Here is a 25,933-nt window from a genome sequence, read left to right as displayed (position 1 = left end):
CGGTTTGCGCCGCTCGTTCGGGTTAGTCATCAAAGCTAACCAATACGCATTCTCAAAGGAGTCTTCGGGATGCCGAACCTGCCGCCCCCCTGCCCGTCCCCCCTGAGCTTGGCAATCCGCAGCGGATTGCTCGCCGGCCTGCTCGGCAGCGCCTGCTGCAGCCTGGCCATGCCCGCCCAGGCCGAAGCTGCCCGCCAGGAACAACGCCTGTACCAGATTCCCGCTGGCACCCTCGACCAGGCTCTGACCCAGTTCGCCGCCAGTGCCGGCCTGCTGCTGTCGGTGGATGCGCGCCTGACCGCCGGCAAGCCGTCGCTGGGCCTGCAGGGCCATTACGCGCCGGCCCAGGCCTTGAGCAAACTGCTGGCCGGTAGCGGCCTGAGCGCCTACTTCAGTGACGACGGCCGGGTGCTGATCGAAAAGTCCGCGCACGCCAGTGATGCCCTGGAGCTCGGCGCCACCCGGGTCAAGGGCCAGGCCGAGGACGACGGGCTCAAGGACTACGGCGTGCCGCGCTCGGTGGAAACCCGCAATCTGGAGCAACTGGAGCGATTTCGCGGTCGCTCCAATGCCGACCTGCTCGCCGGCATCGCTGGCGTGCAGACCTCCGACGGGCGCAACGGCGGCGGCATCGAAGTCAACATCCGCGGCATCCAGGGCCAGGGCCGGGTGCCGGTCAAGGTCGATGGCAGCCAGCAGTCGCTGGATGTTTACCGCGGCTACGCCGGCACTGCACAGCGCGCCTACATCGACCCGGACCTGATCAGCAGCGTCACCGTCAACAAGGGCCCGAGCCTGGACGCCGGTGCTTCCGGCGCCATCGGCGGCTCGGTCGAGATGCAGACGCTGACCGTCGATGACATCCTCAAGCCCGGCGAGACCACCGGCTGGCGCCTGCGCGGCTCGCTGGCGGACAACAGCAGCGCCGACGTCCCCAGCGACTATCGGGTGCGCCCACGCACCGAGCGCAATGACCTGCTGCACGCGCACGACTGGTCGCGCAGCCTGGCCTTCGCCCACAAGGACGAAGCCTTCGATGTGGTCGCCGCCTACGCCGAGCGACGTAACAACAACTACTTTGCCGGCAAGCACGGTTATTCGCGCTACGACACCTCGGTAATCAGTGGCGGCGCCCTGGTCGATGCCAACACCGTGGCACGCAACTACTGGCCCGGCGAAGAGGTGCTCAACTCCAGCACCCACAACAAATCCTTCATGCTCAAGGGCACCCTGTACCGCGACAACGGCCTGGAGCTGGGCCTGGGCTACCGCTACATGGATTCGAGCTTTGGCGAAATCATGCCCTCGCAGATTGGCCGCTCAGGCCCGTCGATGACCCAGCCACTGGGCGACTTCAAAAAAGACATCGACCGCTACGACGAAGCCTTCTGGATGAGCGCCGCCCCCGAGTATTACCAGCAATGCTCGGCCATCGCGGCCCCGGTGCCGGACGGCGACAATATGTGGGACAGCACCGGCTGCTTTGTGCGCGAGACCCTCGACCCGGTCTACGACTACAGCGGCGCCAACCAGATGATCCAGTTCAAGCCCGGCAACATGAAGCTGCACACCCTCACCAGCGAGTTCAAATGGCGCCCCGAGGACGACAGCCTGGCCCGCTACATCGACCTCAACGGTCACGCTTGGGCAACCTTCGGGCGCAGCATCATGTACAACAACGTCGGCTTTACCGCGCCGCAACGCGGCCAGGGCTACCAGGACGAGCAAAGCGAGCACTACCGCCAATCGCTCAAGTCCGACCTGAGCAACCTCAAGGTCGGCACCGACCTCAGTAACACCAGTCGCTTCGTCACCGGCAGTGGTGACTATGCCCTGACCTATGGCGCCTCGTACCAGTACGAAAGCATCGACCCGAGCCGCAAGCCGTGGCAGGACGACCTGGAAAACAACCGCATCGAACGCAATGGCTATCGCCACGAATACAGCCTCAGCACTGCCCTGGAATACAAACCGGTCCCGCAGCTGACGTTCACCGCTGGCGGGCGCTACAGCGGTTACCGCATCTATGACCGCAACCGCCAGGCGCTGTATGCCGCGCCGGCCGGGGCCGGCCCCGACGAGCCGTGGTGGAACGCCGAATTTGCCGGCTTCGCCGACAATGCCGAACTGTCTGGCCACGGCTTCGCCCCGGCCTACAGCGTCAGCTATGCCTTTACCCCCAATGTCATGGCTTACGCCCTGTACAACCAGGGCATGCGCATGCCGTCGCTGTTCGAGACCACCCTGGGCAGCTGGTCGGCAGAACCGAACTACGACTTGCGCCCGGAGCGGATGAAAACCTTCGAGGTCGGCGCATCGTTCAAGGGCAGCAACCTGCTGCTGGACAACGACCAGGCCGGGTTCAAGCTGGCCTACTTTCACAACACCATCGATGACATGGTCACCCGCAACTATCGCTACAACCCCAAGGGCCGCCCCGGTTTCAACGGCGAGTTGAAGATCCGCAACGTCGACAGCTTCACCACCCAGGGCATCGAGCTGCAGAGCCACTACGACAGTGCCTGGTGGTTCGCCGACGCCTCGTACGTCTACAACATCAAGGCCGAAACCTGCGACCGCGCCTTTGCCCAGGCCCTGCGCGACGGCGGCAAGAGCGAAACGCCGGACTGCACCACCGGCGGTTTCCAGGGTTCCTACACCAACACCCAGAACCCGCCGCGCTACAGCGTCAACCTGGTGCTGGGGGCCAAGGCCTTCGAGCAGAAACTGGCCAGTGGCATACGCATGCGCTACACCAGCGGGCCGATGTACGTGCTGGACAAAAGCTGGCACGTAGGCACCACCACACCGCAGCAGCACTACCTGGAAGCGCGCATCTATGATTTTTTTGCCGACTACCAAGTCAGCGACGAACTCAAGGTCAGTTTCAATGTTTACAACTTTACCGACCAGTACTACCTCGACCCCATGTCGCAAAGCATGATGCCGGCACCCGGCCGCACCTCAAGCCTGGCAGCATCCCTACAGTTCTAAAGGCCTTTTGCCATTAATCTGTCGGAATCGCCTTAGCAGGGTTTTACCGCCCTGCTTCGTTAATATTTTATTTTTCTCCTTAAGGGTTTACACGCGAATGGTAATTCTTATCATTCTCGACTTCCCGAACGGCCCGGCCCTTCCGTCCAGGCCGTTCACCCTTTGTTTCAGGAGAGATCTGACATGGTGTCGCGCTTCAACCTCAGCCGCTTGAGCATTGCCTTGCTGGCCACCCTGGGTTCCACGGCACTGGCCGCAGCGCCCCTGGAGCTGCAACCGGATGACGTCCAGGTGCAGCCCACCGACCTGCCAGTGGACGGCAGCCGGCAGGCGATCGAGCTGGAGAACACCCGGGTGCTGGGCACCGCCGAAGAGGAGCTCAAGCAAGCGCCAGGCGTGTCGATCATCACCGCTGAAGACATCAAGAAGCGTCCGCCGGTCAACGATCTTTCCGACATCATCCGCCGCGAGCCGGGGGTCAACCTCACCGGCAACAGCAGCAGCGGCGCGCGTGGCAACAACCGCCAGATCGACCTGCGCGGCATGGGCCCGGAAAACACCCTGATCCTCATCGATGGCAAGCCGTCGACCTCGCGCAACGCCGTGCGCTACGGCTGGAGCGGCGACCGCGACACCCGCGGCGAAACCAACTGGGTGCCGGCCGAAGAAGTCGAACGCATCGAGATCCTCCGCGGCCCGGCTGCCGCACGCTACGGCTCGGGTGCCATGGGTGGTGTGGTCAACATCATCACCAAGCGCCCGACCCAGGACCTGCGCGGCTCGATGACCCTCTACACCATGCTCCCCGAGGACGACTCCGAAGGTACCGGCAAGCGGGTCAACTTCAGCCTCAGCGGGCCGCTCACCGACAGCCTGATCTTTCGCGTGTACGGCAACCTGAACAAGACCGACGCCGACGACATGAAGATCAACTCGGCGCACCAGGCCTATGAAGAATCGCTGATGGCCGGCCGCGAAGGTGTGCGCAACAAGGACATCAACGGCCTGCTGAGCTGGAAGATCGACCCGGCCAACACCGTCGACCTGGAGTCCAGCTACAGCCGCCAGGGCAACATCTTTGCCGGCGACACCATGCTCAACGCCGGCGGCGAGTTCGTCGAGAGCCAGGTGGGCAAGGAAACCAACGTCATGCAGCGCTCAAGCTTTGCCCTGACCCACCGTGGCGACTACGACTGGGGCACCTCCACCGCCTCGCTGTCCTACGACCTGACCCGCAACGAGCGTCTCAACGAAGGCCTGGCCGGCTGGGGCGAAGGCGCGCCATCGGGCGGTGCCGGGCGCTTCGAGTCGCGCCTGCGCAACACCCGCGCCACCGGCGAGGTCAACCTGCCGCTGAGCATGGGCCTGGAGCAGGTGCTGACACTGGGCGGCGAGTACCTCTACGAGTCGCTCAACGACCCAGGTTCGCTGCGCCCGCAAAGCTATGACCCGGGTGCCGAGCTGCCGGGCTTTGACCGCACCCAGACCAAATCCACCGCGCGCAGCTTTGCCCTGTACGCCGAGGACAATATCGAAGTCGGTGAAAACACCATCGTCACCCCCGGCCTGCGCCTGGACCACCACGAAGACTACGGCGACAACTGGAGCCCGAGCCTGAACGCCTCGCACCAGATCACCGAGGCCCTGAGCATCAAGGGCGGCATCGCCCGCGCCTACAAGACCCCCAACCTGTACCAGGCCAACCCCAACTACCTGCTGTACAGCCGCGGTACGGGCTGCAACTCCGGCGAGCTCAACGAAGGCGGCTGCTACCTGCTGGGCAACGCCAACCTCGACCCGGAAACCAGCGTCAACAAAGAGCTGGGCCTGGCCTACGACAAAGGCACCTGGCGCACCAGCGCCACCTACTTCCGTAACGACTACAAGAACAAGATCGAAGCCGGCAACCAGACCTTGTTCCGCCTGCCCAACGGCCGGCGCATCCTGCGCTGGGAAAACACCGGCAAGGCCGTGGTGCAAGGGGTTGAGGGCAACCTGTTCGTCGAGCTGACTCCGGCGCTGGACTGGAACACCAATTTCACCTACATGATCGAGTCCAAGGACAAGAAAACCGGCGAGCCACTGAGCATCATCCCCGAGTACACGGTCAACTCGACCCTGGACTGGAATGTCACCGACAAGCTGTCGTTCCAGCTCAACGGCACCTACTACGGCAAGCAGGAAGCGCCGACCTACAACGCCCGGGCCAATGAAACCCTGGACAAGAAGGTGCAGAAGGACGTCGATCCCTATGGCATTGTCGGCATCAGCAGCGGTTACGAGTTCACCAAGAACCTGAGCATGCGCGTGGGCGTCAACAACCTGTTCGACAAGCGCCTGTACCGCGAGGGCAACTCCGATGAAGCCGGGGCGCTGACCTATAACGAAGCGGGCCGGGCGTACTTCGCCTCGTTTACCACCTCGTTCTGAAGCTGAGCTCGCCGCCATCGCCGGCAAAGCCGGTTCCCACCATAGATTTTGTGGGAGGCGGCCTTGCCGGCGATAGGCCGCGCAGCGGCCTTTATCTAGCTAACGCGTAGGAATTTTCGACAATTCCTACCACAATTTTCAACGCCTCTATACTTCCCATACTCTTGCAACCTGATTCGACGTATCGTTGGCGACTCGCCGGCTCCGGCCCGATTCGTCTTCCTGAATGATTCAGGAAACGGCCTACCCTCTTCGTCAAGGAGTTGCGCCAATGCCTACGGTACTGATCGTCGATGATCACCCCACGATTCGCCTTGCGGTGCGCATGCTGCTCGAGCGCGAACGCTACGAAGTGGTCGGCGAAACCGGCGACGGCGTGGCTGCCGTGCAGATGGCCCGCGAACTGCGCCCCGATGTGGTCATCCTTGATATCGGCCTGCCCGGGCTCGATGGCCTGAGCGTGATCAAGCGCCTGCACCTGCTGGAAAAAACCCCGAAAATCATGGTCCTCACCGGGCAACCGGCCAGTTTGTTCGCCCGTCGCTGCCTGGATGCCGGCAGCTCCGCCTTCGTGCACAAAGACGAGGACCTGGAAGCGCTGGTATTCGCCTTGAAAGCCATGGTCAAAGGCTACTCGACCTTCCCCGACATGTCGGCCAACCGTGGCCCGCTGGGTTCTGAAGAAGAACGCCTGGGCAGCCTGTCGCACCGCGAGATGGAAGTGCTGCGCATGCTCGCGGCCGGGCTGTCGAACAACGACATCGGCGAACGCATGCTGCTGAGCCCGAAAACCATCAGCACCTACAAAAGCCGGATCATGGAGAAACTTCAGGTAGGATCTTTCGTCGAGTTAATGGCTCTGGCCACTCGTAACCAGGTGATCTGAGCCCGTCATGAACATCCGCCCTGCTCTGCTGGCCCTGGTGCTGGGCTGCCTGCCGCTGTTGCTGCTCGACAGCAGCCTGGCCGATGAGCCCGGCGAGCTGCGCACCCTGCTGGCTCGCTCAGTGGTGGGTGGCGAAGGCGTCGCTCTGTCGGCGGTTGACAGGCGCTGGCTGAAGGAAAAAGCCGTGCTGCGCCTGGGAACCTCGAGCCCGGACTACCCGCCCTTCGATATCAATGTCAGCCAGAGCGAGTACGAGGGCCTGACCGCCGACTATGCCGGGCTGATCAGCGAACTGCTGGGCATCCCCGTTGAAGTGCGTCGCTACAACAGCCGTCAACAGGCAATCGCCGCCCTGCACGCCGGGGCCATCGACCTGCTCGGCAGCTCCAATGGCTTTGAGGCTGCCGATGCGCAACTGGTGCTCAGCCAACCCTATGCCGACGACTTGCCAGTCATCGTCACGCCCCAGGGCAAGACCCGCGCCGTCGATGACGAACTGGACGGGCTACGCCTGGCCATGGTCGATCACTACCTGCCGGATGAAGAAGTCCAGCACCTGTTTCCCAAGGCCCACCTGCAGTTGTACTCCTCGACCATGGCCGGCTTGTCGGCGGTATCGCTGGGACAGGCCGACGCCTTTGTTGGCGATGCCATCAGCAGTGACTACCTGATCGGCAAGAGCTTTCAGGAAAGTGTGCAGATCTCGCACTTCGTCAGGCACGAGCGCGAAACCTTCGCCTTTGCCCTGGCCCTGGGCAACGACCGATTGCTGCGCTTGCTCAACCAGTCGCTGGCCGTCACCAGTGAAACCGAGCGTCTGAACATCCTGCGCCGCTGGAGCAGTGGCAGCACCAGCATGCTGCTCAACCGCGGGGCCCTGCCGCTAAGTCGTCAGGAGCAAGCGTGGATCGAGCAGCACCCGGTGGCCAGGGTAGTATTCAACAAGTACTACGCGCCGTTGACCTTTTATGACGACCAACAGCAACTGCGCGGCATCAGCGCCGACGTGCTGGAACAAATCAGCTTGCGTACTGGCCTTAAGTTCGAGTTCATCGAAGCCGATCCTGGTGCCGCAACCATCGCCTTGCTTGAACAGGGAGATGCCGACATTGCCAGTACTTTGGTCCCCAGCAAACAGCGCGAGGCCCGCCTGCGCTTTACCCGGCCATACATGCTCAGCCCGCGGGTACTGGTCACTCGCGCCGAACCTGACGCCGTGCAAGGTATCGAACAACTGGACGGCAAGCGCCTGGCGATCATCCGCGACTATCCGTTGAAGCCGCTGTTACAGGCGAACTTCCCCGGAGTCCGCTTGATCGAGGTCGATAATCCCCTGTCACTGATGGAGCATGTCGCCCAGGGCCAGGCCGATGCCGCCATCAGTTCGCAGATCAACGCCGCCTACTTCATCAGCCGGCTATTCAAGGATCGCCTGCGCATCGCTTCGCTGTTCGGCGATCAACCGGTGATCGGTGCCTTCTCCACCTCACGCTCGGCGCCCGAGCTGCATGGAATTCTCGACAAGGCGCTGCTGAGTATCGAGCCGGACGAGCTGGCGCAACTGACCAACCGCTGGCGCACCAACGCCTTGATCAGCGACAGCCCCTGGTACAACTACCGCTCGCTGATGCTGCAGATCGTTATCGTCGCCAGCCTGCTGATCGCCTGCGTGGTGTTCTGGAACCGCTACCTGCGCAACCTGATCCGCCAGCGCAGCGAAGCCCAGCAGGCATTGCAACATGAGCTGGGTTTCAGCAAACGCCTGCTCGAAGAACTGCGCCTGGCCAAGGACCAGGCCGACGATGCCAGCCGCGCCAAAAGCACCTTTCTGGCGACCATGAGCCATGAAATCCGCACGCCGATGAACGCGGTGATCGGCTTGCTCGAGCTTGCGGTCAAGGACGCCGAACAGGGCCGCGCCGATCGTGCGTCGTTGCAGGTCGCCTTCGACTCGGCCAACGGCCTGCTGGCGCTGATCGGCGACATTCTCGACATCGCCCGCATCGAGTCCGGGCACATGCAACTGAACGCCGAAGCCACCGACCTGACTGCCCTGGTCGCCGCCACCGTGCGCGTGTTCGAGGGCAATGCGCGGCTCAAGGGCCTGGCCTTGGTCACCGACCTGCAGACCCTCGACGAAGGCCTCATGGTCGACCCGCTGCGGCTCAAGCAAGTGCTGTCGAACCTGCTGGGCAATGCCCTGAAGTTCACCGAGCAGGGCCAGGTGCAAGTCACCCTGCGCTACGGCCCGCCACAACCCGGGCAACTGCGCCGGGTGCTGCTGAGCGTGCAAGACAGCGGCATTGGCATCAGCGCTGCAGACCAGGCGCGCTTGTTCCACAACTTCGCCCAGGTGGGCGAGCAACCCGCGCGCCAGGGCACCGGCCTGGGCCTGGTGATCAGCCGCACCCTGTGCGAGCTGATGGGCGGCCGCCTGAGCCTGAGCAGCAGCCCGGGCCGCGGCACCCGCGTCGATATCGAATTGCAACTGGCGCTGGCGACGGTAATGCACACCCCGGTGGCGCCGATCGAGCAAGCGCCAGCCACGCAGGCCTTGAACATCCTGGTGGTGGACGACTACCCGGCCAACCTGATGCTGCTTGAGCGCCAGTTGAGCGTGCTCGGCCATCAGGTCAGCCAGGCCGGCGATGGCCAGGCGGCGCTGGGGTTGTGGCTGCAGGGGCAGTTCGAGGTAGTCATCACTGATTGCCATATGCCCGGCATGGACGGCCATCAACTGGCACGGCGCCTGCGCAATGAGGAGCAGCAACAGCAACGCCAGCCCTGCCTGATCCTCGGCCTGACCGCCAACGCCCAGGCCGAAGAGCGCGAGCGTTGCCTGGCCAGCGGCATGAACGATTGCCTGTTCAAGCCGATCGGCCTCAATGAACTGCGCCGTCACCTGACCGGCATCGACAGCCCGGCTGCGCCGGTAGTGGCAAGCGATAACCTTGAAGCACATGCCAGCGGCTTCGAGGTCGACAACCTCAGGTACCTGACCCTGGGCGACCCGCAACTGGTCGAACGCCTGCTACGGGAACTGGCCCAGAGCAACGGCGACGACCTCAAGGCCCTGCGCGCCCTCGGTCCGACGCCCACCCGCGATACCTTGCGCAGCCTGGCTCACCGGATCAAGGGCGGCGCCAAGATGCTCAAGGCCAGGGGCGTGGTGCAGCGCTGCGAAGCGCTTGAGCAAGCCTGTGTCGGCGACGCCGGTATCGAGCACCTGCAGGCCCTGGCCAGGGCCCTGGAACTGAGCCTGCAGACCCTCGAGACCGAGCTCAATCAGCGCGTCAGTGCAACTGCAAGGTCGAGTTGATCTGGCTGATCGCATCGACCACATGCTGTGAGCCCTGCTGGATTTCCAGAATCACCTCACCGGCTTCGTTGGCAAGCTCCACGCCAAGGCCCGTGCGGCTCAGGCTCGACTGCATGCTGGCCACGGCAGTCAACGACAGGTCGTGGTTCTGGCGCACCACTTCGACGATCTCCAGGGTCGCCTTGCTGGTGCGCGCCGCCAGGTTGCGAACCTCATCGGCGACCACCGCAAAACCGCGTCCGTGCTCGCCGGCGCGGGCCGCTTCGATGGCCGCGTTGAGGGCCAGCAGGTTGGTCTGGTCGGCGATGCTGCGGATGGTCTGGACGATCTGCCCGATCAGTTCCGACTGTTTGCTCACGGCATCGATACTGCGCGCGGCGGCGTTGAGGTCCTGGGAGATTTCCTCGATCACCTGCACGGTTTGCTGCACCACCTGCGAGCCTTTGCGCGCGCAGGCGTCGTTCTGCACCGAAGTGGCATGGGCCGACTCGGCGGCGGTCTGCTGGGTGCTGACCTGGCGGGTGATGTCGCTGGCGAACTTGACCACCTTGTACAGGCGCCCGCGGGTGTCGAAGATCGGGTTGTAGGAGGCTTCGAGGTAAACCATCTGCCCGAGCTTGTTGACCCGCTCGAATCGGTGGGAATGGTACTCGCCACGGTTGAGCGAGGCCCAGAAGGCCTTGTAGGCCGCCGACTCGCTTTCGCTTTTGTGGCAGAACAGGCTGTGGTGCTTGCCCACCACCTCGTCGAGGCGGTAGTGCATGGTATTGAGAAAGTTCTGGTTGGCGTCGATGACCTTGCCATCCGGGGTGAACGCGATCATTGCCATCGAGCGGCTGATGGCGTTGATCAGGCTCTCGGTCTCGTGCTCGTGCTGCACCCGCTGGGTGATATCGGAAGCGACCTTGATGACGCTGGTGACCTGCTGCTGGGCGCCAAGCACCGGCATGTAGCTGGCTTCGAGCCAGACTTCGCGGCCGCGCTTGTCGATCCGGGCGAAGGTGCCGCTGCGCGGCTCGCCACGGTTCAGGTCACGCCACAGCTGGCGGTATTCCTCGCTTTTGCCGAAGGCTTCGTCGCAGAACAGGCGGTGATGCTTGCCGCGGATCTCTTCGACGCCGTAGCCCATGGTCTTGCAGAAGTTTTCGTTGGCGTCGAGGATGACCCCGTCGGGGCTGAACTCGATCATCGCCATCGAGCGGCTGATTGCCGCCAACTTGGCAGTCATCTGGCCCAGGGCCTGGGTGCAACGCTCGATTTCAGCCAGATCGGACTTACGATGCAAATCAAACATTTTGTAACACTCCATGCTCGGGATTTGCTGAGCATAGATGGCGATTGGCACCGTGCAAGCACTCTGACATCACCTTGCAGCGCCCGCCGACTGGCGGTTTCAGCTGCTTTCGCGAACCATCAGTTCGAAGCCCAGATCCTGGCACTGCAATTGACTGCGCTTGCCATCAAGCAGGCCCAACAGCGCCTGCGCGGCGCAACGGCCAATGGCCGCGCGCGGGGTGCGGATCGAGGTCAGGCGCGGCACCATGTGCGCCGAAGCCGGCAGGTCGTTGAAACCGACCATGGCCACCTGCTGCGGCACCTTGATGCCCTGGCGCAAGGCTTCAAGAATCGCCCCCTGGGCCAGGTCGTCGTTACAGAAGAAAATGCCATCGACATCGGCATGGCGCTGCAGCAGCTGGGCAAACAGCTCGCCGCCCAGGCCGATCGATGAAGGTTGTGGTGCCAGCAGCTCGCGGCCGTGGGCATCCAGGCCGGCTTCGGCCAGGGCCAGGCGAAAGCCTTCGGCGCGCTGCATCACCCGTGGGTCAAGTTGCGCGGCAATAAAGCCCGGGCGCTTGCAACCGCGCTCGAGCAGATGGCGCGCCGCCGCCCTTCCCGCTTCCTGTTGGGAAAACCCTACCGACATGGCCTGGCCTTCGCCGCCCAGCTCCATCATGTGTACGCACGGCACGCCGCTGGCGGCGAGCATCTGCTTGGCGGCGTCGCTGCGGTCAAAACCGGTGAGCAGGATGCCGCGCGGCTGATAAGCCAGGTAGTTGCGGATCAGGTTCTCTTCTTCGGCGATATCGTAGTGATAGTTGCCGATCAGCACTTCAAGGCCACGGGGACGCATAACCTCGTGAATGGCTTCGAGGGTGTCGATGAACAGGTGGTTGGACAGCGACGGGATCAACACCACGATCGACTGGCTCTGCTTGGAGGCCAGTGCCCGCGCAGCCGGGTTGGCCACATAGCCGAGGCTGGCGGCGGCGACCTGGACCTTTTCCACAAGCGCGGGGGCAACCGTGCTGACCCCGCGCAGTGCCCGCGAAGCGGTGATCGGGGAAACCCCGGAAAGCCTGGCAACTTCCGCCAGGGTGGGACGACCGGTAGTACGAGAGCCAATGCGGGTCATGAGGGGTTTTATTTTCGACTTGCAAAGAATGGGGAACGGGCACTAAGGTAGCGCTGTCTCAGACCACAGGCAATGCAAAACTGCATGAGGCCAGGAATGAGCATCCAGACTGCTTTTACAAAATCAATAACATCTGGGTGGGAAGCGCCCGAGACGTTAGCCGTCTCGCTTCAAGATAGCGCTATCTTGCCCTGCAGGAGGTACCGATGAACCCACCCCTCTCCGCGATTGTGGTCATGGGCGTCGCTGGCTGTGGCAAGAGCTACGTCGGTGCTGCCATTGCAGGCCTGAGCGGCGGTCGCCTGATCGAAGGCGACGACTTCCACCCCGCTGCCAATATCCAGAAAATGAGTGCCGGCATCCCCCTGGACGACGACGACCGTGCCGGTTGGCTGATTCGCCTGGGCGAGGAACTGCAAGCGTGCCTGAAGGCCGGCGAGCGTCCGATCCTCACCTGCTCGGCGCTGAAGAAGCGCTACCGCGATGCCCTGCGCCATGCCGTGCCGGACCTTGGCTTTGTGTTTCTCGATCTCACCCCCGCTGAAGCCAGCCGCCGCGTGCTCGCCCGCCCCGGCCACTTCATGCCCGCCAGCCTGATCGAAAGCCAGTTCGCCGCCCTCGAACGGCCCAACAGCGAGCCGCTGACCCTGGCGCTGGACGCCACCCTGGCGGTGGAAAAGCTGGCCATCGAGGTAGACCAGTGGCTAAAGCCCTGCGGTGAACCGCTGCTGGCGCGAACGGCCTGACCCTGGCTGTTTTTTCGGCTCACCCAAGATAGCGCTGTCTCGACCCGTAAACGCTGTAATAGTTCCGCCCACAACAATGACAATACGAGGCACTGAACCATGTTTGGTTTGGCAACTGATACCTACCTGCTGCTCGATGCGGTGGTCACCATCATCGGCCTGGTGCTGCTGATCACTCACTTCAAGGTCCACCCCTTTGTCGCCCTGACCCTGGCGGCCGGTTTTCTCGGCCTGACCTCGGGCATGCCGGTGGCCAAGGTGATGAAATCATTCCAGGACGGCTTCGGTGGCGTGCTGGGTTTTGTCGGCATCGTCCTGGCCCTGGGCACCATGCTCGGCAAGCTGATGGCCGACTCCGGCGGCGCCGACCAGATCGCCCAGACCCTGATCCGCGCCTTCGGCAAGCAGAAGGTGCACTGGGCGATGATGTTCGCCGCTTTCCTGGTGGGCATTCCGCTGTTCTTCGAGATCGGCTTCGTGCTGTTGATCCCGCTGGTGTTCATCGTCGCCCGGCGCTCCGGGGTGTCGTTGATCAAGATCGGCATTCCGCTGCTGGCCGGCTTGTCGGTGGTCCACGGCCTGGTGCCGCCGCACCCGGGGCCGCTGCTGGCGATCGGCATCTTCAATGCCGACATCGGCAAGACCATTTTCTACGGGCTGATCGTCGCCCTGCCGACGGCGATCATTGCCGGTCCCCTGTACGGCAACTTCATCTCCAAATACATCCCGGGCAACCCCAACAAGGAGCTGATGGAGCAGATCGCCCGCGAGTCCGACCAGCAGAACCTGCCCAGCTTCAGCATCACCCTGATCACCGTGCTGCTGCCGGTGTTCCTGATGCTGCTGAAAACCTTCGCCGACGTGGTGCTGCCGGCCGAGCACATCGTGCGCCAATGGATGGACCTGATCGGCCACCCGATCAGCGCCCTGCTTGCCGCCTTGCTGCTGGCGTTCTACACCTTTGGCGCGGCGCGCGGGTTCTCCCGCCAGCAGATCATGAAGCTGCTTGACCAGAGCCTGGCGCCGACGGCGGCGATCATCCTGATCGTCGGTGCCGGCGGTGGCTTCAAGCAGATGCTGGTCGATACCGGGGTGGGTAATGTGATCGGGCAGATGGCCGTGCAGGCACAGATTTCGCCGATCATGCTGGCCTGGCTGGTGGCGGCGGTGATTCGTATTGCCACCGGTTCCGCGACGGTAGCGACCATTACCGGCGCGGGCATCGTTGCGCCAGTGATCGGCATGATGCCGGGGGTCAACCGTGAACTGCTGGTACTGGCGACCGGCGCCGGCTCGTTGATTTTGTCGCACGTCAACGATGCCGGCTTCTGGCTGGTGAAACAGTACTTCAACATGACCGTGGCCGAGACCTTCAAGACCTGGAGCATGATGGAGACCATCCTCTCGGTGGTCGGCATCATCTTTATCATGCTGTTGTCGCTGGTGGTTTGAGGGCCTCATCGCGGGCCAAGCCCGCTCCTACACTGTAGGAGCGGGCTTGCCCCGCGATACTGTTAAAAGGCTGCTTTAAAGATCGCCTCGATCTCTGCCTGGCTGGCCACCCGCGGGTTGGTCAGACCGCAGGCATCCTTCAGGGCATTGGCCGCCAGGGTCGGAATATCGGCCTCCTTGGCCCCCAGCACCGCCAGCCCCGGCGGGATATCAATGGCCCGCGACAGCTGCTCGATCGCCGCCAGGGCGGCATCGCTGCCCTGCCCGGCATTCATGGCGCTGACATCCACGCCCATGGCCTTGGCCACATCGCGCAGGCGCGCGGCGCTGACGCTGGCGTTGAAGCGCTGCACATGGGGCAGCAGCACCGCGTTGCACACGCCATGGGGCAAGTCATAAAAACCGCCGAGCTGGTGGGCCATGGCATGCACGTAACCCAGCGAGGCATTGTTGAAGGCCATGCCGGCGAGGAACTGGGCGTAGGCCATGTTTTCCCGGGCCTTGAGGTCGCTACCGTCGGCCACGGCCTGGCGCAGGTTGTCGCTGATCAGCTCGATGGCCTTGATCGCGCAGGCGTCGGTGATCGGCGTGGCGGCAGTGGAAACGTAGGCCTCGATGGCGTGGGTCAGGGCATCCATGCCGGTGGCCGCGGTCAAGCCCTTGGGCATGCCGACCATCAGCGCCGGGTCGTTGACCGACAGCAGCGGCGTGACGTTGCGGTCGACAATGGCCATTTTCACGTGGCGCGCTTCGTCGGTGATGATGCAGAAGCGGGTCATCTCACTGGCGGTGCCGGCGGTGGTGTTGATGGCAATCAGCGGCAGTTGCGGCTTGGCCGACTGGTCCACCCCTTCGTAATCACGGATATGCCCGCCGTTGGTGGCGCACAGGGCAATGCCCTTGGCGCAGTCATGGGGCGAGCCGCCGCCCAGGGAAATCACGCAGTCGCAACGCTCGCGCTGCAACAGCGCCAGGCCCTGCTCGACGTTGGCAATGCTCGGGTTGGGCTTAGCGCCATCGAAGATCGCCGAGTCGATGTCGCGCATCGCCAGCATTTCGGCAATGCGCTCGGCAATCCCGGCCTTGGCCAGGCCCGCGTCGGTGACGATCAGGGCCTTGCGCAGGCCGTATCCGGCAATGGCAGCCATCGCCTCTTCGAGGCAATCGATGCCCATGATGTTGACGGCGGGGATGAAAAACGTGCTGCTCATGGCGAAATCCTCATGCAATGTTCCTTTGCCATGAGGATCCGCCTGTCTGCCCCGCCCCGTGTTGATCTGAGTCAGCCGAGGAACAGCCGGTAGGCCGGGTTGTCGCTTTCGTCCCAGTAGCGGTAGCCCATGGCGTCCAGCGCTGCGGGCAGGCCGGCCTGTTCGTCCTGGGGCACTTCCAGGGCGGCAAACACCCGCGCTTCGGCGGCGCCGTGGTTGCGGTAGTGGAACAGGCTGATGTTCCAGCGCTTGCCCAGGCGCTCGAGAAAGCCCAGCAAGGCCCCCGGACGCTCGGGGAATTCAAAGCGCAGCACGCGCTCGTCCGCCCCAGGCCCGGCATGCCCGCCCACGGTGTGGCGCACATGGGCCTTGGCCAGTTCGTTGTCGGTCAGGTCGAGCACGCTGTAGCCCTGTTCGCGCAGGCTGGCCAGCAACTGGTCGCGCGGGTCGGTCTGCGGATGGGTCTGCACGCCAACGAACAGTCGCGCCTCCTTGCCGGGGTAGTAGCGGTAGTTGAACTCGGTGATCTGGCGCTTGCCCAGGGCCTGGCAAAAGGCGCGGAAACTGCCCGGCTGCTCGGGGATGGTCACGGCGATGATCGCTTCGCGCTGCTCGCCCAGTTCGGCGCGCTCGGCAACATGGCGCAGGCGGTCGAAATTGACGTTGGCACCGGAGTCGATCGCCACCAGGGTCTGACCCTGGGCGCCTTCGCGGGCCACGTACTTCTTGATCCCGGCCACAGCCAGGGCGCCGGAAGGTTCGGTGATCGAGCGGGTGTCGTCGTAGATGTCCTTGATCGCCGCGCACAGCTCGTCGCTGCTGACGGTGATGACCTCATCGACATAGTGGCGGCACAACTCGAAGCAATGGGCGCCGATCTGCGCCACCGCCACGCCTTCGGCAAAGCTGCCGACCTGGGCCAGCACCACCCGCTCGCCGGCGGCCATGGCCGCTTGCAGGCAGTTCGAGTCCTGCGGCTCGACGCCGATCACCTTGACCTCGGGGCGCAGGTACTTGACGTAGGCGGCGATGCCGGCGATCAGGCCGCCGCCACCGACCGGAACGAAGATCGCATCCAGCGCGCCGGGTTGCTGACGGAGGATCTCCATGGCCACCGTGCCTTGACCGGCGATCACGTCGGGGTCGTCGAACGGCGGCACGAAGGTCGCGCCTTCGCTGTCAGCCAATTTCAGCGCATGGGCCAGGGCGTGGGGGAAGCTTTCGCCGTGCAGCACCACCTGGCCGCCGCGCGAACGCACGCCTTCGACCTTGAGCTCCGGGGTGGTGGTCGGCATCACGATAGTGGCGCGCATGCCCAGTTCGCGGGCGGCCAACGCCACGCCCTGGGCGTGGTTGCCGGCGGACGCGGTGATCACCCCGCGCTGGCGCTGGGCCGGGCTCAGGCGGCTGAGACGGGTGTAGGCGCCGCGGATCTTGAAGGAAAAGGTCGGCTGCAGGTCTTCGCGCTTGAGCAACACCTGGTTGCCAAGGCTGCGCGACAGCGCCGGCGCCGCTTGCAGGGGCGTTTCGATCGCCAGGTCGTACACCGGTGCCGCAAGAATGCGCCGCACGTAGTCAGACAGCAGGTTCAGCGGCGCGGCAGGTGTGCGGGGGCTAACGGCAAGGCTGGTCATCGGTGACTCCTGGTTTTTTTAAAGTGCCCAGGAGAGAGAGAAATAACCCGCCTCCAGGGCGGGTTCGGTGCAAGTGCCAGCTAGCCCGCCAAAACGATAATGGCGGTAATAATGCTGTGCTGAGGCGACTGCAGGAATGTGTTCATGCCAGCGAAACTAGCGCAGCCGCCCAGGCAAAGTCAAGCAGGCTCGCGGGCAGAATCGGGCACATCGAACACCCGGTCGAAGGCCCACTGGAACACGAAGGCATAGACAAAGAAGAATGCGAACAGCGCAAGGTTGGTCAGCAGCGCCTGCCACAGGCTGATCTGCAGCCAGCCGGCGACCACCGGCAAGAGGATCAGCACCAGCCCGCCTTCAAAGCCCAGGGCGTGGAGAAACCGCCGCCACAGGGTGCGCTGGCGCCGGGCCTGGCGGGCTTCCCAGTGCTCGAACGCCCAGTTGTAGAACATGTTCCAGGCCAGGGCCACCGCCGACAGAATCAGCGACAGCACCGTGGAGTGGGCCATGCCGGCATCGAAGGCCCAGGACAGCGCCGGCGCCACGCACAGCACGGCGATGGTTTCGTAGAGAATGGCCTGGACGACCTTGCGCGACTTGCCTTGCATATCTGCCTCCCTGAACGTCAATGAAGCCCCACCCTAGCGGCGTTGAGGCGATGCTTCAATTGAGCTAAATTGAGCCTCCCTCAATTGGCTTGAGCACCGTGTTCGGCAAACTGCCCCTGACTGCCCTGCGCACCTTTGAATCGGCGGCCCGCCTGGGCGGCTTCAAGGCTGCCAGCGACGAACTGGCAGTCACGCCTGCGGCGGTTTCGCACCAGATCAAACGCCTGGAATCGCAGCTGGGCCTGCTGCTGTTCGAGCGCAGCCGCCAGGGTGTCAGGCTCAGCGACGCCGGCGAGCGCCTGTACCTGCAGGTGCACCAGGGCCTGGCCAACCTGCAGCAAAGTCTTGACGACCTGCAACCACCCTGTGATCGCCAGCAACTGACCCTGACCACCACCGCGGCCTTCGCCAGTGCATGGCTGATCCCGCGGCTGGGCGATTTCCATCGCCGCCATGCCGACATCCAGGTGCGGGTGCTGACCGGCAACGAGGTGGTCGACCTGCAGCGCGAGCACCGTTTCGACCTGGCCTTGCGTGCCGAATTCAATCCTGATCCGGCGTTGCAGCGGTTGCCATTGCTGGCCGAGCATTTCTCGGTATACACCCCGCCCGGTTGGCAGCCGCCGCCTGCCAATCTGCCGCTGTCGATGCTTGAAGTGCCGTGGACTTCGGTCAGTGGCGTAGTCATCGACTGGGCCCGCTGGTGCGCCCTGGCCGGGTGTGAAGACTGGCTGCAACGGGCGCGTTTTCATCACTATGACGATGAGCACCATGCCCTGCAGGCAGCCGCTGGCGGCTATGGGCTGGTGCTGGCCAGCAACGTGCTGGTGGCCGACAGTGTGCGCCAGGGTGTGCTGCAGCCGTGGCACCCTGAGGTGCGCTTGCCGGCCGCGCAGTACAGCGCCGTGTGGTTGCCGGGGCGCGAGCGCGAACCTGCGCTGCGGGCGTTTCTCGACTGGCTGGCAGTCTCGCTGGGGCCTTGAGCAATCGCTGACCCGCCCATTGGACAACCCCGCCTTCTACTGCTTGTATCTAAACCTTACAAGAGCGGCAGAACGTACAACTTCTCAGAAAAGGACGGACGAGGAGCGGGACAATGGCGTACACAGTCATGATGGTGTTTGGCACACGCCCGGAAGCGATCAAAATGGCCCCGCTGGCCCAGGTGTTGCGCCAGTGGCCGGATGTCGAGCTGAACATCTGCTCCACCGGCCAGCACCGGGAAATGCTCCAGCAGGTGCTGCACGATTTTGGCCTGAGCGTCGATGAAGACCTCAAGGTGATGACCCAGAACCAGACCCTCAACGGCCTGTCCCAGCAATTGCTCAAACAGCTCGACGACACCTACGCACGCATCCAGCCCGACATCGTCCTGGTGCACGGCGACACCACCACCAGTTTCATCGCCGCGCTGGCGGCGTTCAACCGGCAGATCCCCATCGGCCACGTCGAGGCAGGGCTGCGCACCGGCAACCTCAAGGCGCCGTGGCCCGAGGAAGCCAACCGGCGCCTGACCGGGGTGATCGCCGACCTGCATTTCCCGCCTACCACCAAGGCCCGCGACAACCTGCTGCGCGAAGGCGTGGTGCTTGAGCACATCGAAGTCACCGGCAACACCGTGATCGATGCGCTGCTGTGGATGCGCGAGCACCTGAACAAGAGCCAGTGGAAACCTGCGCCCGAGTCGCCGCTGGCGCAACTGCGCGACGACCAGCGCCTGGTACTGATTACCGGCCATCGCCGGGAAAACTTCGGCCAGGGTTTCGAACGCATCTGCCTGGCCCTGGCCGAACTTGCCTTGCGTTACCCGCACGTGCAGTTCGTCTACCCGGTGCACCTCAACCCGCAGGTGCAAAAAGCCGTGTACGCGCTGCTCTCGCATCAGCCGAACATCCTCCTGGTGGCGCCCCAGGACTATCAGCATTTCGTCTGGCTGATGGACCGCGCCTACCTGATCCTCACCGATTCGGGCGGCGTCCAGGAAGAAGCGCCGGCACTCGGCAAGCCTCTGCTGGTGCTGCGCAAGGTCACCGAGCGGCCGTCAGTGCTCGAAGGCGGCACGGTGATGCTGGTGGGCACCCAGACCGAACGCATCGTCAAGGAAACCAGCCGCCTGCTCGATGACAGCGAGGCCTACCAACGCATGAGCCGGGTGTTCAGCCCTTACGGCGACGGCCATGCCAGCGAACGCATCGCCGAACGTCTGAGCCGCTGGCTCGAGGAAAACGCCGCTGAGCGAGACGGGGCATGAGCCTGGCCTGGGTCGATTTCTTCACCTATGTATTGTTCGGCCTCAAGCTGCTGGCCATCGTCCTTGCCAGTTTGATGTTCCTGCTCGGCCTGGATGACCTGTTCATCGACATCGTCTATTGGGGCCGCAAGCTGATTCGCCGCTTTCGCATCTACGACAAGTACGAGAAGGCCGACGAAAAACGCCTGTTCGAAGTGCCGGAAAAACCCCTGGCAATCATGGTCCCGGCCTGGAACGAGGTCGGTGTGGTCGGCGAGATGGCGCGCCTGGCAGCCTCGACCATCGACTACGAAAACTACCAGATCTTCGTCGGCACCTACCCCAACGACCCGCAGACCCAGGCCGACGTCGACGCCGTGTGCCTGCACTACCCCAACGTGCACAAGGTGGTGTGCGCGCGGCCCGGGCCGACCAGCAAGGCCGACTGCCTGAACAACATCATCGATGCGATCCTGCGTTTTGAGCAGGACGCGCGCATCGAGTTCGCCGGCTTCATCCTGCACGACGCCGAAGACGTCATCTCGCCCATGGAGCTGCGGCTGTACAACTACCTGCTGCCGAACAAGGACATGATCCAGATCCCGGTCTACCCCTTCGCCCCCGAGTGGCGCGGTTTTACTGCCGGGCACTACGTCGACGAGTTCGCCGAAAACCACGGCAAGGACGTGATCGTGCGCGAAGCGTTGACCGGCCAGGTGCCCAGCGCCGGGGTCGGCACCTGCTTCAGCCGCAAGGCGATCAGCGCCCTGCTCGAAGACGGCGACGGCATTGCCTTCGACGTGCAGAGCCTGACCGAAGACTACGACATCGGTTTTCGCCTCAAGCAAAAGGGCATGAAGTGTATCTTCGCCCGCTACTCGATGAGCGACCCGCAACTGGCCCTCAAGCGCGACTGGCGCTGGGGCATGAGCCGAGAGTTCGCCCAGGTCATCTGCGTGCGCGAGCACTTCCCGCGCGACTGGCAGCATGCGATCCGGCAAAAGTCGCGGTGGATTGTCGGCATTGTCTTCCAGGGCACCAGCAACCTAGGCTGGAGCCGCACCGGCGCGCTCAACTATTTTCTCTGGCGCGACCGCCGCGGCTTGTTCGCCTACCTGCTGAGCTTTCTGGTCAACCTGCTGTTCCTGGTGCTGATCGCCATGTGGCTGGTGACGATGCTGGCGCCCAACGCCTGGCGCTTCCAGTCAATTCTCAGCGACAGCCCGCTGCTGATGACCCTGCTCTGGCTCAACGGCCTGTTGTTGATCAACCGCCTGTTCCAGCGCGGCTTTTTCGTCACCCGTTACTACGGCATCTTCGAGGGGCTGCTGTCGGCGCCGCGGATGATGTGGAGCAACTTCGTCAACTTCTTCGCCAACCTGCGGGCGCTGCGCCAGGTCATGGAAATGGGCGACTCGCGCCGTGTGGCGTGGGACAAGACCACCCACGAGTTCCCCGCCCTCGGCGCGCCGGCACGCACGCCTCTGGGGCAGCGCCTGGTGGCCAAGGGGCTGATCAGCGAGGCGCAATTGCAAGCGCTGATCACCAGCCCCGTGCGCCGGCGCCTGGGCCGCGAACTGCTGCTGCGCGGGCTGTTGACCAGCGAGCAACTGGTGCAAACCCTGGCCGAACAACTGGATTTACCCTGGGCGCCATTAAATCCATTCAAACTTGAGCGCAAATTGATTACCCTGCTGCCCCGCCGCCTGGCAGTGCACTACGGGGTGCTGCCGGTAGCGCAAGACGGCGATACATTGATCCTGGCCAGCGAAGGCCCGGTCAGCCAGGTGTCCCTCGGGGTCATCAGCCGTCAACTCAAGCGCCCGGTGCAATATCGCCTGGCGCCCCAGGGCCGGGTCACCCTCGGCCTGCGTTACCACTACCCCAGCCCCTGGCAGAAGGAGGAGACCCGGCACATGCTCGCGGTTCTCGAAAAGCATCAGGACGATGCCGCGTTGCTTGAGCGGGTCAGTCACCACCAAATCATGCTCGGCACCCTGTTGCAGGTGCGCGGCATGGTCCCCCCCACGTTGTTCAACCAGGCCTTGATCGATTTCAACCCGGAGCACATGTCCCTGGGCGAGCACCTGATTGCCCGCGGCATCATCAGCGAAGCGGTACTGCAAGACGCCCTCGCCGAGCAGCTCGAAGAACAGCAAGCCGCTTATGACCTGACCCGGGAGGTGGCATGAGTGTGCGCCCGCCGCTGACGCTGGCCAGTTTGTTGTTGTCGTTCTACACCGTGCACGGCCTGGCCGCGCCGCTTAGCGACTTCGAACGCTTTCGCAGCTACCCCTTCCTTGAACGCAGCTACCGCGAGGCCAAGGCCGACAACTGGAAAGAAGTCGAACGCCTGACCCGCCACCTGCTCGAGCGGGTACCCAACAACAGCGAAGCCCGCGCCTTGCTGATCCAGGCCCTGGCCCATCAGCGCCGCTACCGCGAAGCCGAGCAACTGGCCGAAGCCGCCAGCAGCAGCGACGCCGACGCCCTGCTGGAGCTGCGCCTGACCTGGATCGAGCAGGACCCACCCGCCGCAAGCCGGGTCGAGGGCTGGATCGCCACCAGCAGCCTCAACCAGCGTATCCGCCTGTGGCAGGCCTACAGCCTGAGCCTGGCCAAGTTCGGTGGCGCGGCCAAGGCCCTGGAGTGGCTCAACCACCTGCCGGCCCATGGCGACGACAACATCCTGCGCCTGGCCCGGGCCAACTGGGCCGAGCAACTGCGCAACTGGAGCCAGACCATCGCCGCCCTGGCGCCGCTGGCCGAGCGCGGCGAGCTGCCGGCGCAAGACTGGCAACGGCTGGCCAACGCCTACGTGCAGCGCCTGGACGAGGCGCCACTGCAACAACTGCTCAAGCAGGCGCCCACCCCCGAGATCGCCCGCCAGACCCGCCTGGCCATGGCCAACCGGGCAATTGCCATGGGCCACACCGAGCTGGCCCAGCGCTGGCTGCAGTCGCTGCCCGAGCAAGACCTGCACGACCCGGCCAATCGCCGGCAGCTGTGGGAACTGGCGCGCCAGGGCGATGATGCCGCGCTGGTACGGCGGCTCAGCAACGAGCTGAACCGGCCATGCCTGGAAACCACCGAATGGCTGTCGCGCCACGATCCGCAGGCCGCCCGCGAGCAGCTCAAAGGCTGCCGCGCCGATGACAACCCCAAAGCCTGGCTGGTACTCAACCAGCGCCTGCAGGGCCCGGGTGGCGAGGCGCGTTCCGCACAGATGTGGGAGCGCCTGTACCGCCAGAGCGGCGACCTGCAGGCCCTCGAACAAGCGAGCTTCCTGCAGCTCAAGGAGGGCCGCAAGGAGCATGTGCGCCAACTGCTCGAACAGGCCTACGACCGCCGCCAGGGCCGCTTGCCACAACCCTTGCTGCAGCGCCTGGCCGGGCTTTACAGTGCCGACGATGCGCCGCTCGACAGCCGGCGAATGGCCGCCTTGATCCCGCGGGTCGATGCCGCCAACCGCGCCCTGCTGCTCGCCCGCCTGGCCGAGCGCGGGCAGTGCGACACGGTCCACCAGGCGATCCCCGCCACACCCAGCGAAGTCGGCCAGTTGCGTGCCCTGGGCCGCTGCGCCATGCCCGAGCGCCCTGGCGAAGCGGTGGTCTATTACCAGGCCGCCGCAGACCTGGGCGATACCGGCAGCCGCCTGCCGCTGGCCTACGCCCTGGAAGCCGCCGGCGATTCCTACGCGGCGCAACCGCTGTGGAAAGCCCTGGCCGACAGCGAGTGGACCGCCAACGCCCGGCTTACCGCCGCGCGCAGTGCGCTGAACGCCGACAATCCTCACCTGGCATACACCTATTGGAAACAGGCAACGCCGGTAACGGCCGATGACTGGGCGCTGGGCGCGGCCATCGCCCAGCGCGACTACCAGGTCCACGACGCCATGGACTACCAGCGCCAGGCCCTCGCGCAGCAACCGCGCCCCGACCATTACTATGGCGCTGCGGTGACCGCCGCGCAGAACGGCGACCTGGCGCAGAGCACCGCCTGGCTTGCCGAGGCCGTGCGCCTGGCGCCAGAGCAGCCGCGCTACAGCGCCGACTACGGTATGCGCCTGGCGGGCTCGGAACAACAAGTAACCCGCGCCCGCTCGATCCCCTACCTTGAGCGCGCCGCCAAGGCCTTCCCCGAGGATTACCGGATCGGCGAAACCCTGGCCTGGCGCTACGACGAAGTCGAGAACAGCGCGGCGGCCCGCAAAGAGCTGCGCCGGGTGCTGGATGTCGAACACGACCTGGTCGATGGCGACGACCAGTTCGGCAGCCTGGACGCACGCAAGTACCGTCAGCGCCGCGCCCACGAGGCGCTGTCGCGGCGCGACAGCTTCACCCTGGCCAGCACCTGGTCACCGGCCGGCGTCTCGACCAACGACAACTTTCGCGATGACCGCCAGGACCGCCGCGCCCGCTCGCAGAACGTGCAACTGGCGATGTGGGACCACGCCCTCGGTGAAGAGCCGAGCCGCAATGGCAGCACCTTCTCGGTCTATGGCCGGGTGCTGTTCGGTGGCAGCGGGCGCAACGACTATGCGCAGAGCATGGGCACCGGCGTCGGCCTGCGCTACAAGCCGTTGGGCACCAGCAACCTGAACCTGTACACCGAGTTGTACCACCAGCGCCAGATCGACGATGCCCGTTACGGCGGCCTGAGCCTTGGCCAGTTGCTCAGCCCGAGCAAGGTCGGCGACAACTATGGCGACCTGCGCGGCCATGCCGAGTCGAGCAATGACCTGCTGCTGCGCGCCACCGCCTCGTACCTCGACCAGGGCAAATGGCGCAACGACTGGCGGGTCGACGAGGACGAGTGGGACGAGCGTTTCCTCTACCTCGATGCCGCCTGGTGGACCCGCGCCGGCGACCATCAATGGCTGTCGCGCTACCAGCGCGGGCACACCTGGAAGCTGCCCAGCGCCTCGCCGCAAACCCTGATGCCGTATGGTTTTCTCGAGTTCTCAAGCCAGGACCCGAGCAACGACTGGCGCCAGGACCTGCGCACCGGCCTGGGCCTGCGCTGGCAATGGTGGTTCGACGACGACCGCTACAACGCCTATCGCGGTTCGCTGAAAGTACGCGCCGAATACCAGCAGTCGCTGGGCGGCAATCTTTATGAACACGCCAACGGCGTGTTGCTGGGTGCGGAGTTGACCTTTTGATGCGCCGCTTGATCGCTGTGATGCTGTTCGTCCTGAGCCTGCAGGCAACTGCCGACGAGCGCCTGTTCTACCAACCGCTGAACCGCGACGCGCAGTTGAGCGAGGCGCAGTGGCGCGCGCTGTGGCAAGCCACTGCGGCCCAGGGCGGCAAGACCCTGATCGTGCAGTGGAGCGCCTATGGCGACAGCGACTTCGGCGGTGCCCGGGGCTGGCTGGCCAACAGCCTGCGCCTGGCCCACGAACAAGGTCTGCAGCTGGTGCTGGGGCTGTACATGGACGCCGCCTATTACCAGCGCATCGACGAACTCGATGGCGCCGGCCTAGCCGCTTATTGGCGCGCGCAACTGGGCAATTCCCTGACCCAGCAGCGCAAGATCCGCCAGGACTGGCAGTTGCCGGTGGCCGGCTGGTACCTGCCGATGGAGCTGGACGACCTGCACTTTCACAGTGCCGACCGCCGCCAGGCGCTGTACACCCAGCTACAGGCCTTCAATCGCCGCCTGGATGCGCCGCTGCACATCAGCGCTTTCAGCGCCGCGCGCCTGAGCCCGCAAGTCAATGCTCGCTGGCTCGAGCAGCTGGCCAGCCTCAAGCTGCAGGTCTGGTGGCAGGACGGCGCCGGCACCGGGCGCCTGGCGCCGCTGGTGCGCCAGCACTACGAGGATGCCCTGCCCTGCAGCATCGGCATCGTCAACGAAGCCTTTCGCCAGACCAGCGCCGCCGGCCAGCCCTTCACTGCCGTGGCAGCGCCACCGCAGCTGCGCAGCGACTGTCATCCGCGGGCAGTGTTCTCGTTGCGCTACCGACCCTGGACCCAGGGGGTACTGCCCTTGGCCGGGCACTGAA

At 64.4% G+C, this 25,933-nt stretch carries 15 protein-coding genes and 2 pseudogenes; 11 read left to right on the top strand and 6 right to left on the bottom strand.

The genetic code is table 11. The features are described 5' to 3' along the window. Nucleotides 1–69: 69 nt before the first annotated feature. From LOY54_RS12280 to LOY54_RS12265, 4 genes are all read left to right on the top strand, one after another. On the top strand, nucleotides 70–2,994 hold the full coding sequence (locus tag LOY54_RS12280; protein ID WP_213601447.1) for a TonB-dependent receptor: 2,925 nt from the start codon (nucleotides 70–72) through the stop codon (nucleotides 2,992–2,994). Nucleotides 2,995–3,177: 183 nt separating this feature from the next. Then, complete coding sequence (locus LOY54_RS12275; RefSeq protein WP_258610539.1) at nucleotides 3,178–5,424, top strand: TonB-dependent siderophore receptor; 2,247 nt, start codon at nucleotides 3,178–3,180, stop codon at nucleotides 5,422–5,424. Between the two features lie 271 nt (nucleotides 5,425–5,695). After that, the gene (locus LOY54_RS12270) at nucleotides 5,696–6,310 is read left to right on the top strand and encodes a response regulator transcription factor (RefSeq protein WP_258610538.1); all 615 of its coding nucleotides are present in this window, start codon (nucleotides 5,696–5,698) and stop codon (nucleotides 6,308–6,310) included. Nucleotides 6,311–6,317: 7 nt separating this feature from the next. Beyond that, entirely contained in the window at nucleotides 6,318–9,629 is a 3,312-nt protein-coding gene (locus tag LOY54_RS12265; protein WP_258610537.1) for a transporter substrate-binding domain-containing protein, read from the top strand. Here the strand turns inward: LOY54_RS12265 and LOY54_RS27620 are convergent. The 3 genes and pseudogenes from LOY54_RS27620 to LOY54_RS12255 form a co-directional block, all read right to left on the bottom strand. Continuing rightward, nucleotides 9,604–10,035, bottom strand: a pseudogene (locus LOY54_RS27620) (methyl-accepting chemotaxis protein); the annotation flags it as partial. The gene LOY54_RS12265 and the pseudogene LOY54_RS27620 overlap by 26 nt on opposite strands. 105 nt (nucleotides 10,036–10,140) lie before the next feature. Beyond that, nucleotides 10,141–10,824, bottom strand: a pseudogene (locus LOY54_RS27615) (PAS domain-containing protein); the annotation flags it as partial. Nucleotides 10,825–11,022: 198 nt separating this feature from the next. Further along, nucleotides 11,023–12,042, bottom strand: a complete 1,020-nt coding sequence (locus LOY54_RS12255; protein WP_195883901.1) for a LacI family DNA-binding transcriptional regulator — start codon at nucleotides 12,040–12,042, stop codon at nucleotides 11,023–11,025. A gap of 206 nt (nucleotides 12,043–12,248) precedes the next feature. Here LOY54_RS12255 and LOY54_RS12250 point away from each other — a divergent pair, with 206 nt between their 5' ends. After that, entirely contained in the window at nucleotides 12,249–12,788 is a 540-nt protein-coding gene (locus tag LOY54_RS12250) for a gluconokinase (protein WP_258610535.1), read from the top strand. 99 nt (nucleotides 12,789–12,887) lie between these two features. Continuing rightward, nucleotides 12,888–14,240, top strand: coding sequence for a GntP family permease (locus tag LOY54_RS12245; RefSeq protein WP_045198708.1), 1,353 nt, complete (start codon nucleotides 12,888–12,890; stop codon nucleotides 14,238–14,240). Between the two features lie 62 nt (nucleotides 14,241–14,302). Here the strand turns inward: LOY54_RS12245 and yiaY are convergent, their stop codons facing one another. From yiaY to LOY54_RS12230, 3 genes are all read right to left on the bottom strand, one after another. Beyond that, nucleotides 14,303–15,451, bottom strand: a complete 1,149-nt coding sequence (yiaY, locus tag LOY54_RS12240; protein ID WP_258610534.1) for an L-threonine dehydrogenase — start codon at nucleotides 15,449–15,451, stop codon at nucleotides 14,303–14,305. Nucleotides 15,452–15,522: 71 nt separating this feature from the next. Then, nucleotides 15,523–17,085, bottom strand: coding sequence for a threonine ammonia-lyase, biosynthetic (gene ilvA, locus LOY54_RS12235; protein ID WP_258610533.1), 1,563 nt, complete (start codon nucleotides 17,083–17,085; stop codon nucleotides 15,523–15,525). Nucleotides 17,086–17,264: 179 nt separating this feature from the next. Then, nucleotides 17,265–17,693, bottom strand: coding sequence for a PACE efflux transporter (locus tag LOY54_RS12230; RefSeq protein ID WP_258610532.1), 429 nt, complete (start codon nucleotides 17,691–17,693; stop codon nucleotides 17,265–17,267). A 98-nt stretch (nucleotides 17,694–17,791) separates the two neighbouring features. Here LOY54_RS12230 and LOY54_RS12225 point away from each other — a divergent pair, with 98 nt between their 5' ends. The 5 genes from LOY54_RS12225 (at nucleotide 17,792) to LOY54_RS12205 (ending at nucleotide 25,932) form a co-directional block, all read left to right on the top strand. Further along, entirely contained in the window at nucleotides 17,792–18,676 is an 885-nt protein-coding gene (locus tag LOY54_RS12225) for a LysR substrate-binding domain-containing protein (RefSeq protein ID WP_258610531.1), read from the top strand. 113 nt (nucleotides 18,677–18,789) lie between these two features. Further along, nucleotides 18,790–19,944 (top strand): non-hydrolyzing UDP-N-acetylglucosamine 2-epimerase, encoded by a 1,155-nt coding sequence (wecB, locus tag LOY54_RS12220; protein ID WP_258610530.1) that lies wholly within the window; start codon nucleotides 18,790–18,792, stop codon nucleotides 19,942–19,944. Next, nucleotides 19,941–22,115, top strand: a complete 2,175-nt coding sequence (nrfB, locus tag LOY54_RS12215) for a cyclic di-3',5'-guanylate-activated glycosyltransferase NrfB (protein WP_258610529.1) — start codon at nucleotides 19,941–19,943, stop codon at nucleotides 22,113–22,115. The genes wecB and nrfB overlap by 4 nt, the downstream gene beginning before the upstream one ends. After that, entirely contained in the window at nucleotides 22,112–25,087 is a 2,976-nt protein-coding gene (locus LOY54_RS12210; RefSeq protein ID WP_258610528.1) for an NfrA family protein, read from the top strand. The genes nrfB and LOY54_RS12210 overlap by 4 nt, the downstream gene beginning before the upstream one ends. After that, the gene (locus LOY54_RS12205) at nucleotides 25,087–25,932 is read left to right on the top strand and encodes a DUF4434 family protein (protein ID WP_258610527.1); all 846 of its coding nucleotides are present in this window, start codon (nucleotides 25,087–25,089) and stop codon (nucleotides 25,930–25,932) included. The genes LOY54_RS12210 and LOY54_RS12205 overlap by 1 nt, the downstream gene beginning before the upstream one ends. The last annotated feature ends 1 nt before the right edge of the window (nucleotide 25,933 follow it).

This window comes from Pseudomonas sp. B21-032 (assembly GCF_024748965.1).
GTDB lineage: Bacteria > Pseudomonadota > Gammaproteobacteria > Pseudomonadales > Pseudomonadaceae > Aquipseudomonas.
This window is presented reverse-complemented; position numbering and strand designations above follow the sequence as displayed.

Coding starts and splice junctions, on each gene's coding strand:
- LOY54_RS12280 (WP_213601447.1), top strand. CDS start 70: ATGCCGAACCTGCCGCCCCCCTGCCCGTCCCCCCTGAGCTTGGCAATC.
- LOY54_RS12275 (WP_258610539.1), top strand. CDS start 3,178: ATGGTGTCGCGCTTCAACCTCAGCCGCTTGAGCATTGCCTTGCTGGCC.
- LOY54_RS12270 (WP_258610538.1), top strand. CDS start 5,696: ATGCCTACGGTACTGATCGTCGATGATCACCCCACGATTCGCCTTGCG.
- LOY54_RS12265 (WP_258610537.1), top strand. CDS start 6,318: ATGAACATCCGCCCTGCTCTGCTGGCCCTGGTGCTGGGCTGCCTGCCG.
- LOY54_RS12255 (WP_195883901.1), bottom strand. CDS start 12,042: ATGACCCGCATTGGCTCTCGTACTACCGGTCGTCCCACCCTGGCGGAA.
- LOY54_RS12250 (WP_258610535.1), top strand. CDS start 12,249: ATGAACCCACCCCTCTCCGCGATTGTGGTCATGGGCGTCGCTGGCTGT.
- LOY54_RS12245 (WP_045198708.1), top strand. CDS start 12,888: ATGTTTGGTTTGGCAACTGATACCTACCTGCTGCTCGATGCGGTGGTC.
- yiaY (WP_258610534.1), bottom strand. CDS start 15,451: ATGAGCAGCACGTTTTTCATCCCCGCCGTCAACATCATGGGCATCGAT.
- ilvA (WP_258610533.1), bottom strand. CDS start 17,085: ATGACCAGCCTTGCCGTTAGCCCCCGCACACCTGCCGCGCCGCTGAAC.
- LOY54_RS12230 (WP_258610532.1), bottom strand. CDS start 17,693: ATGCAAGGCAAGTCGCGCAAGGTCGTCCAGGCCATTCTCTACGAAACC.
- wecB (WP_258610530.1), top strand. CDS start 18,790: ATGGCGTACACAGTCATGATGGTGTTTGGCACACGCCCGGAAGCGATC.
- nrfB (WP_258610529.1), top strand. CDS start 19,941: ATGAGCCTGGCCTGGGTCGATTTCTTCACCTATGTATTGTTCGGCCTC.
- LOY54_RS12210 (WP_258610528.1), top strand. CDS start 22,112: ATGAGTGTGCGCCCGCCGCTGACGCTGGCCAGTTTGTTGTTGTCGTTC.
- LOY54_RS12205 (WP_258610527.1), top strand. CDS start 25,087: ATGCGCCGCTTGATCGCTGTGATGCTGTTCGTCCTGAGCCTGCAGGCA.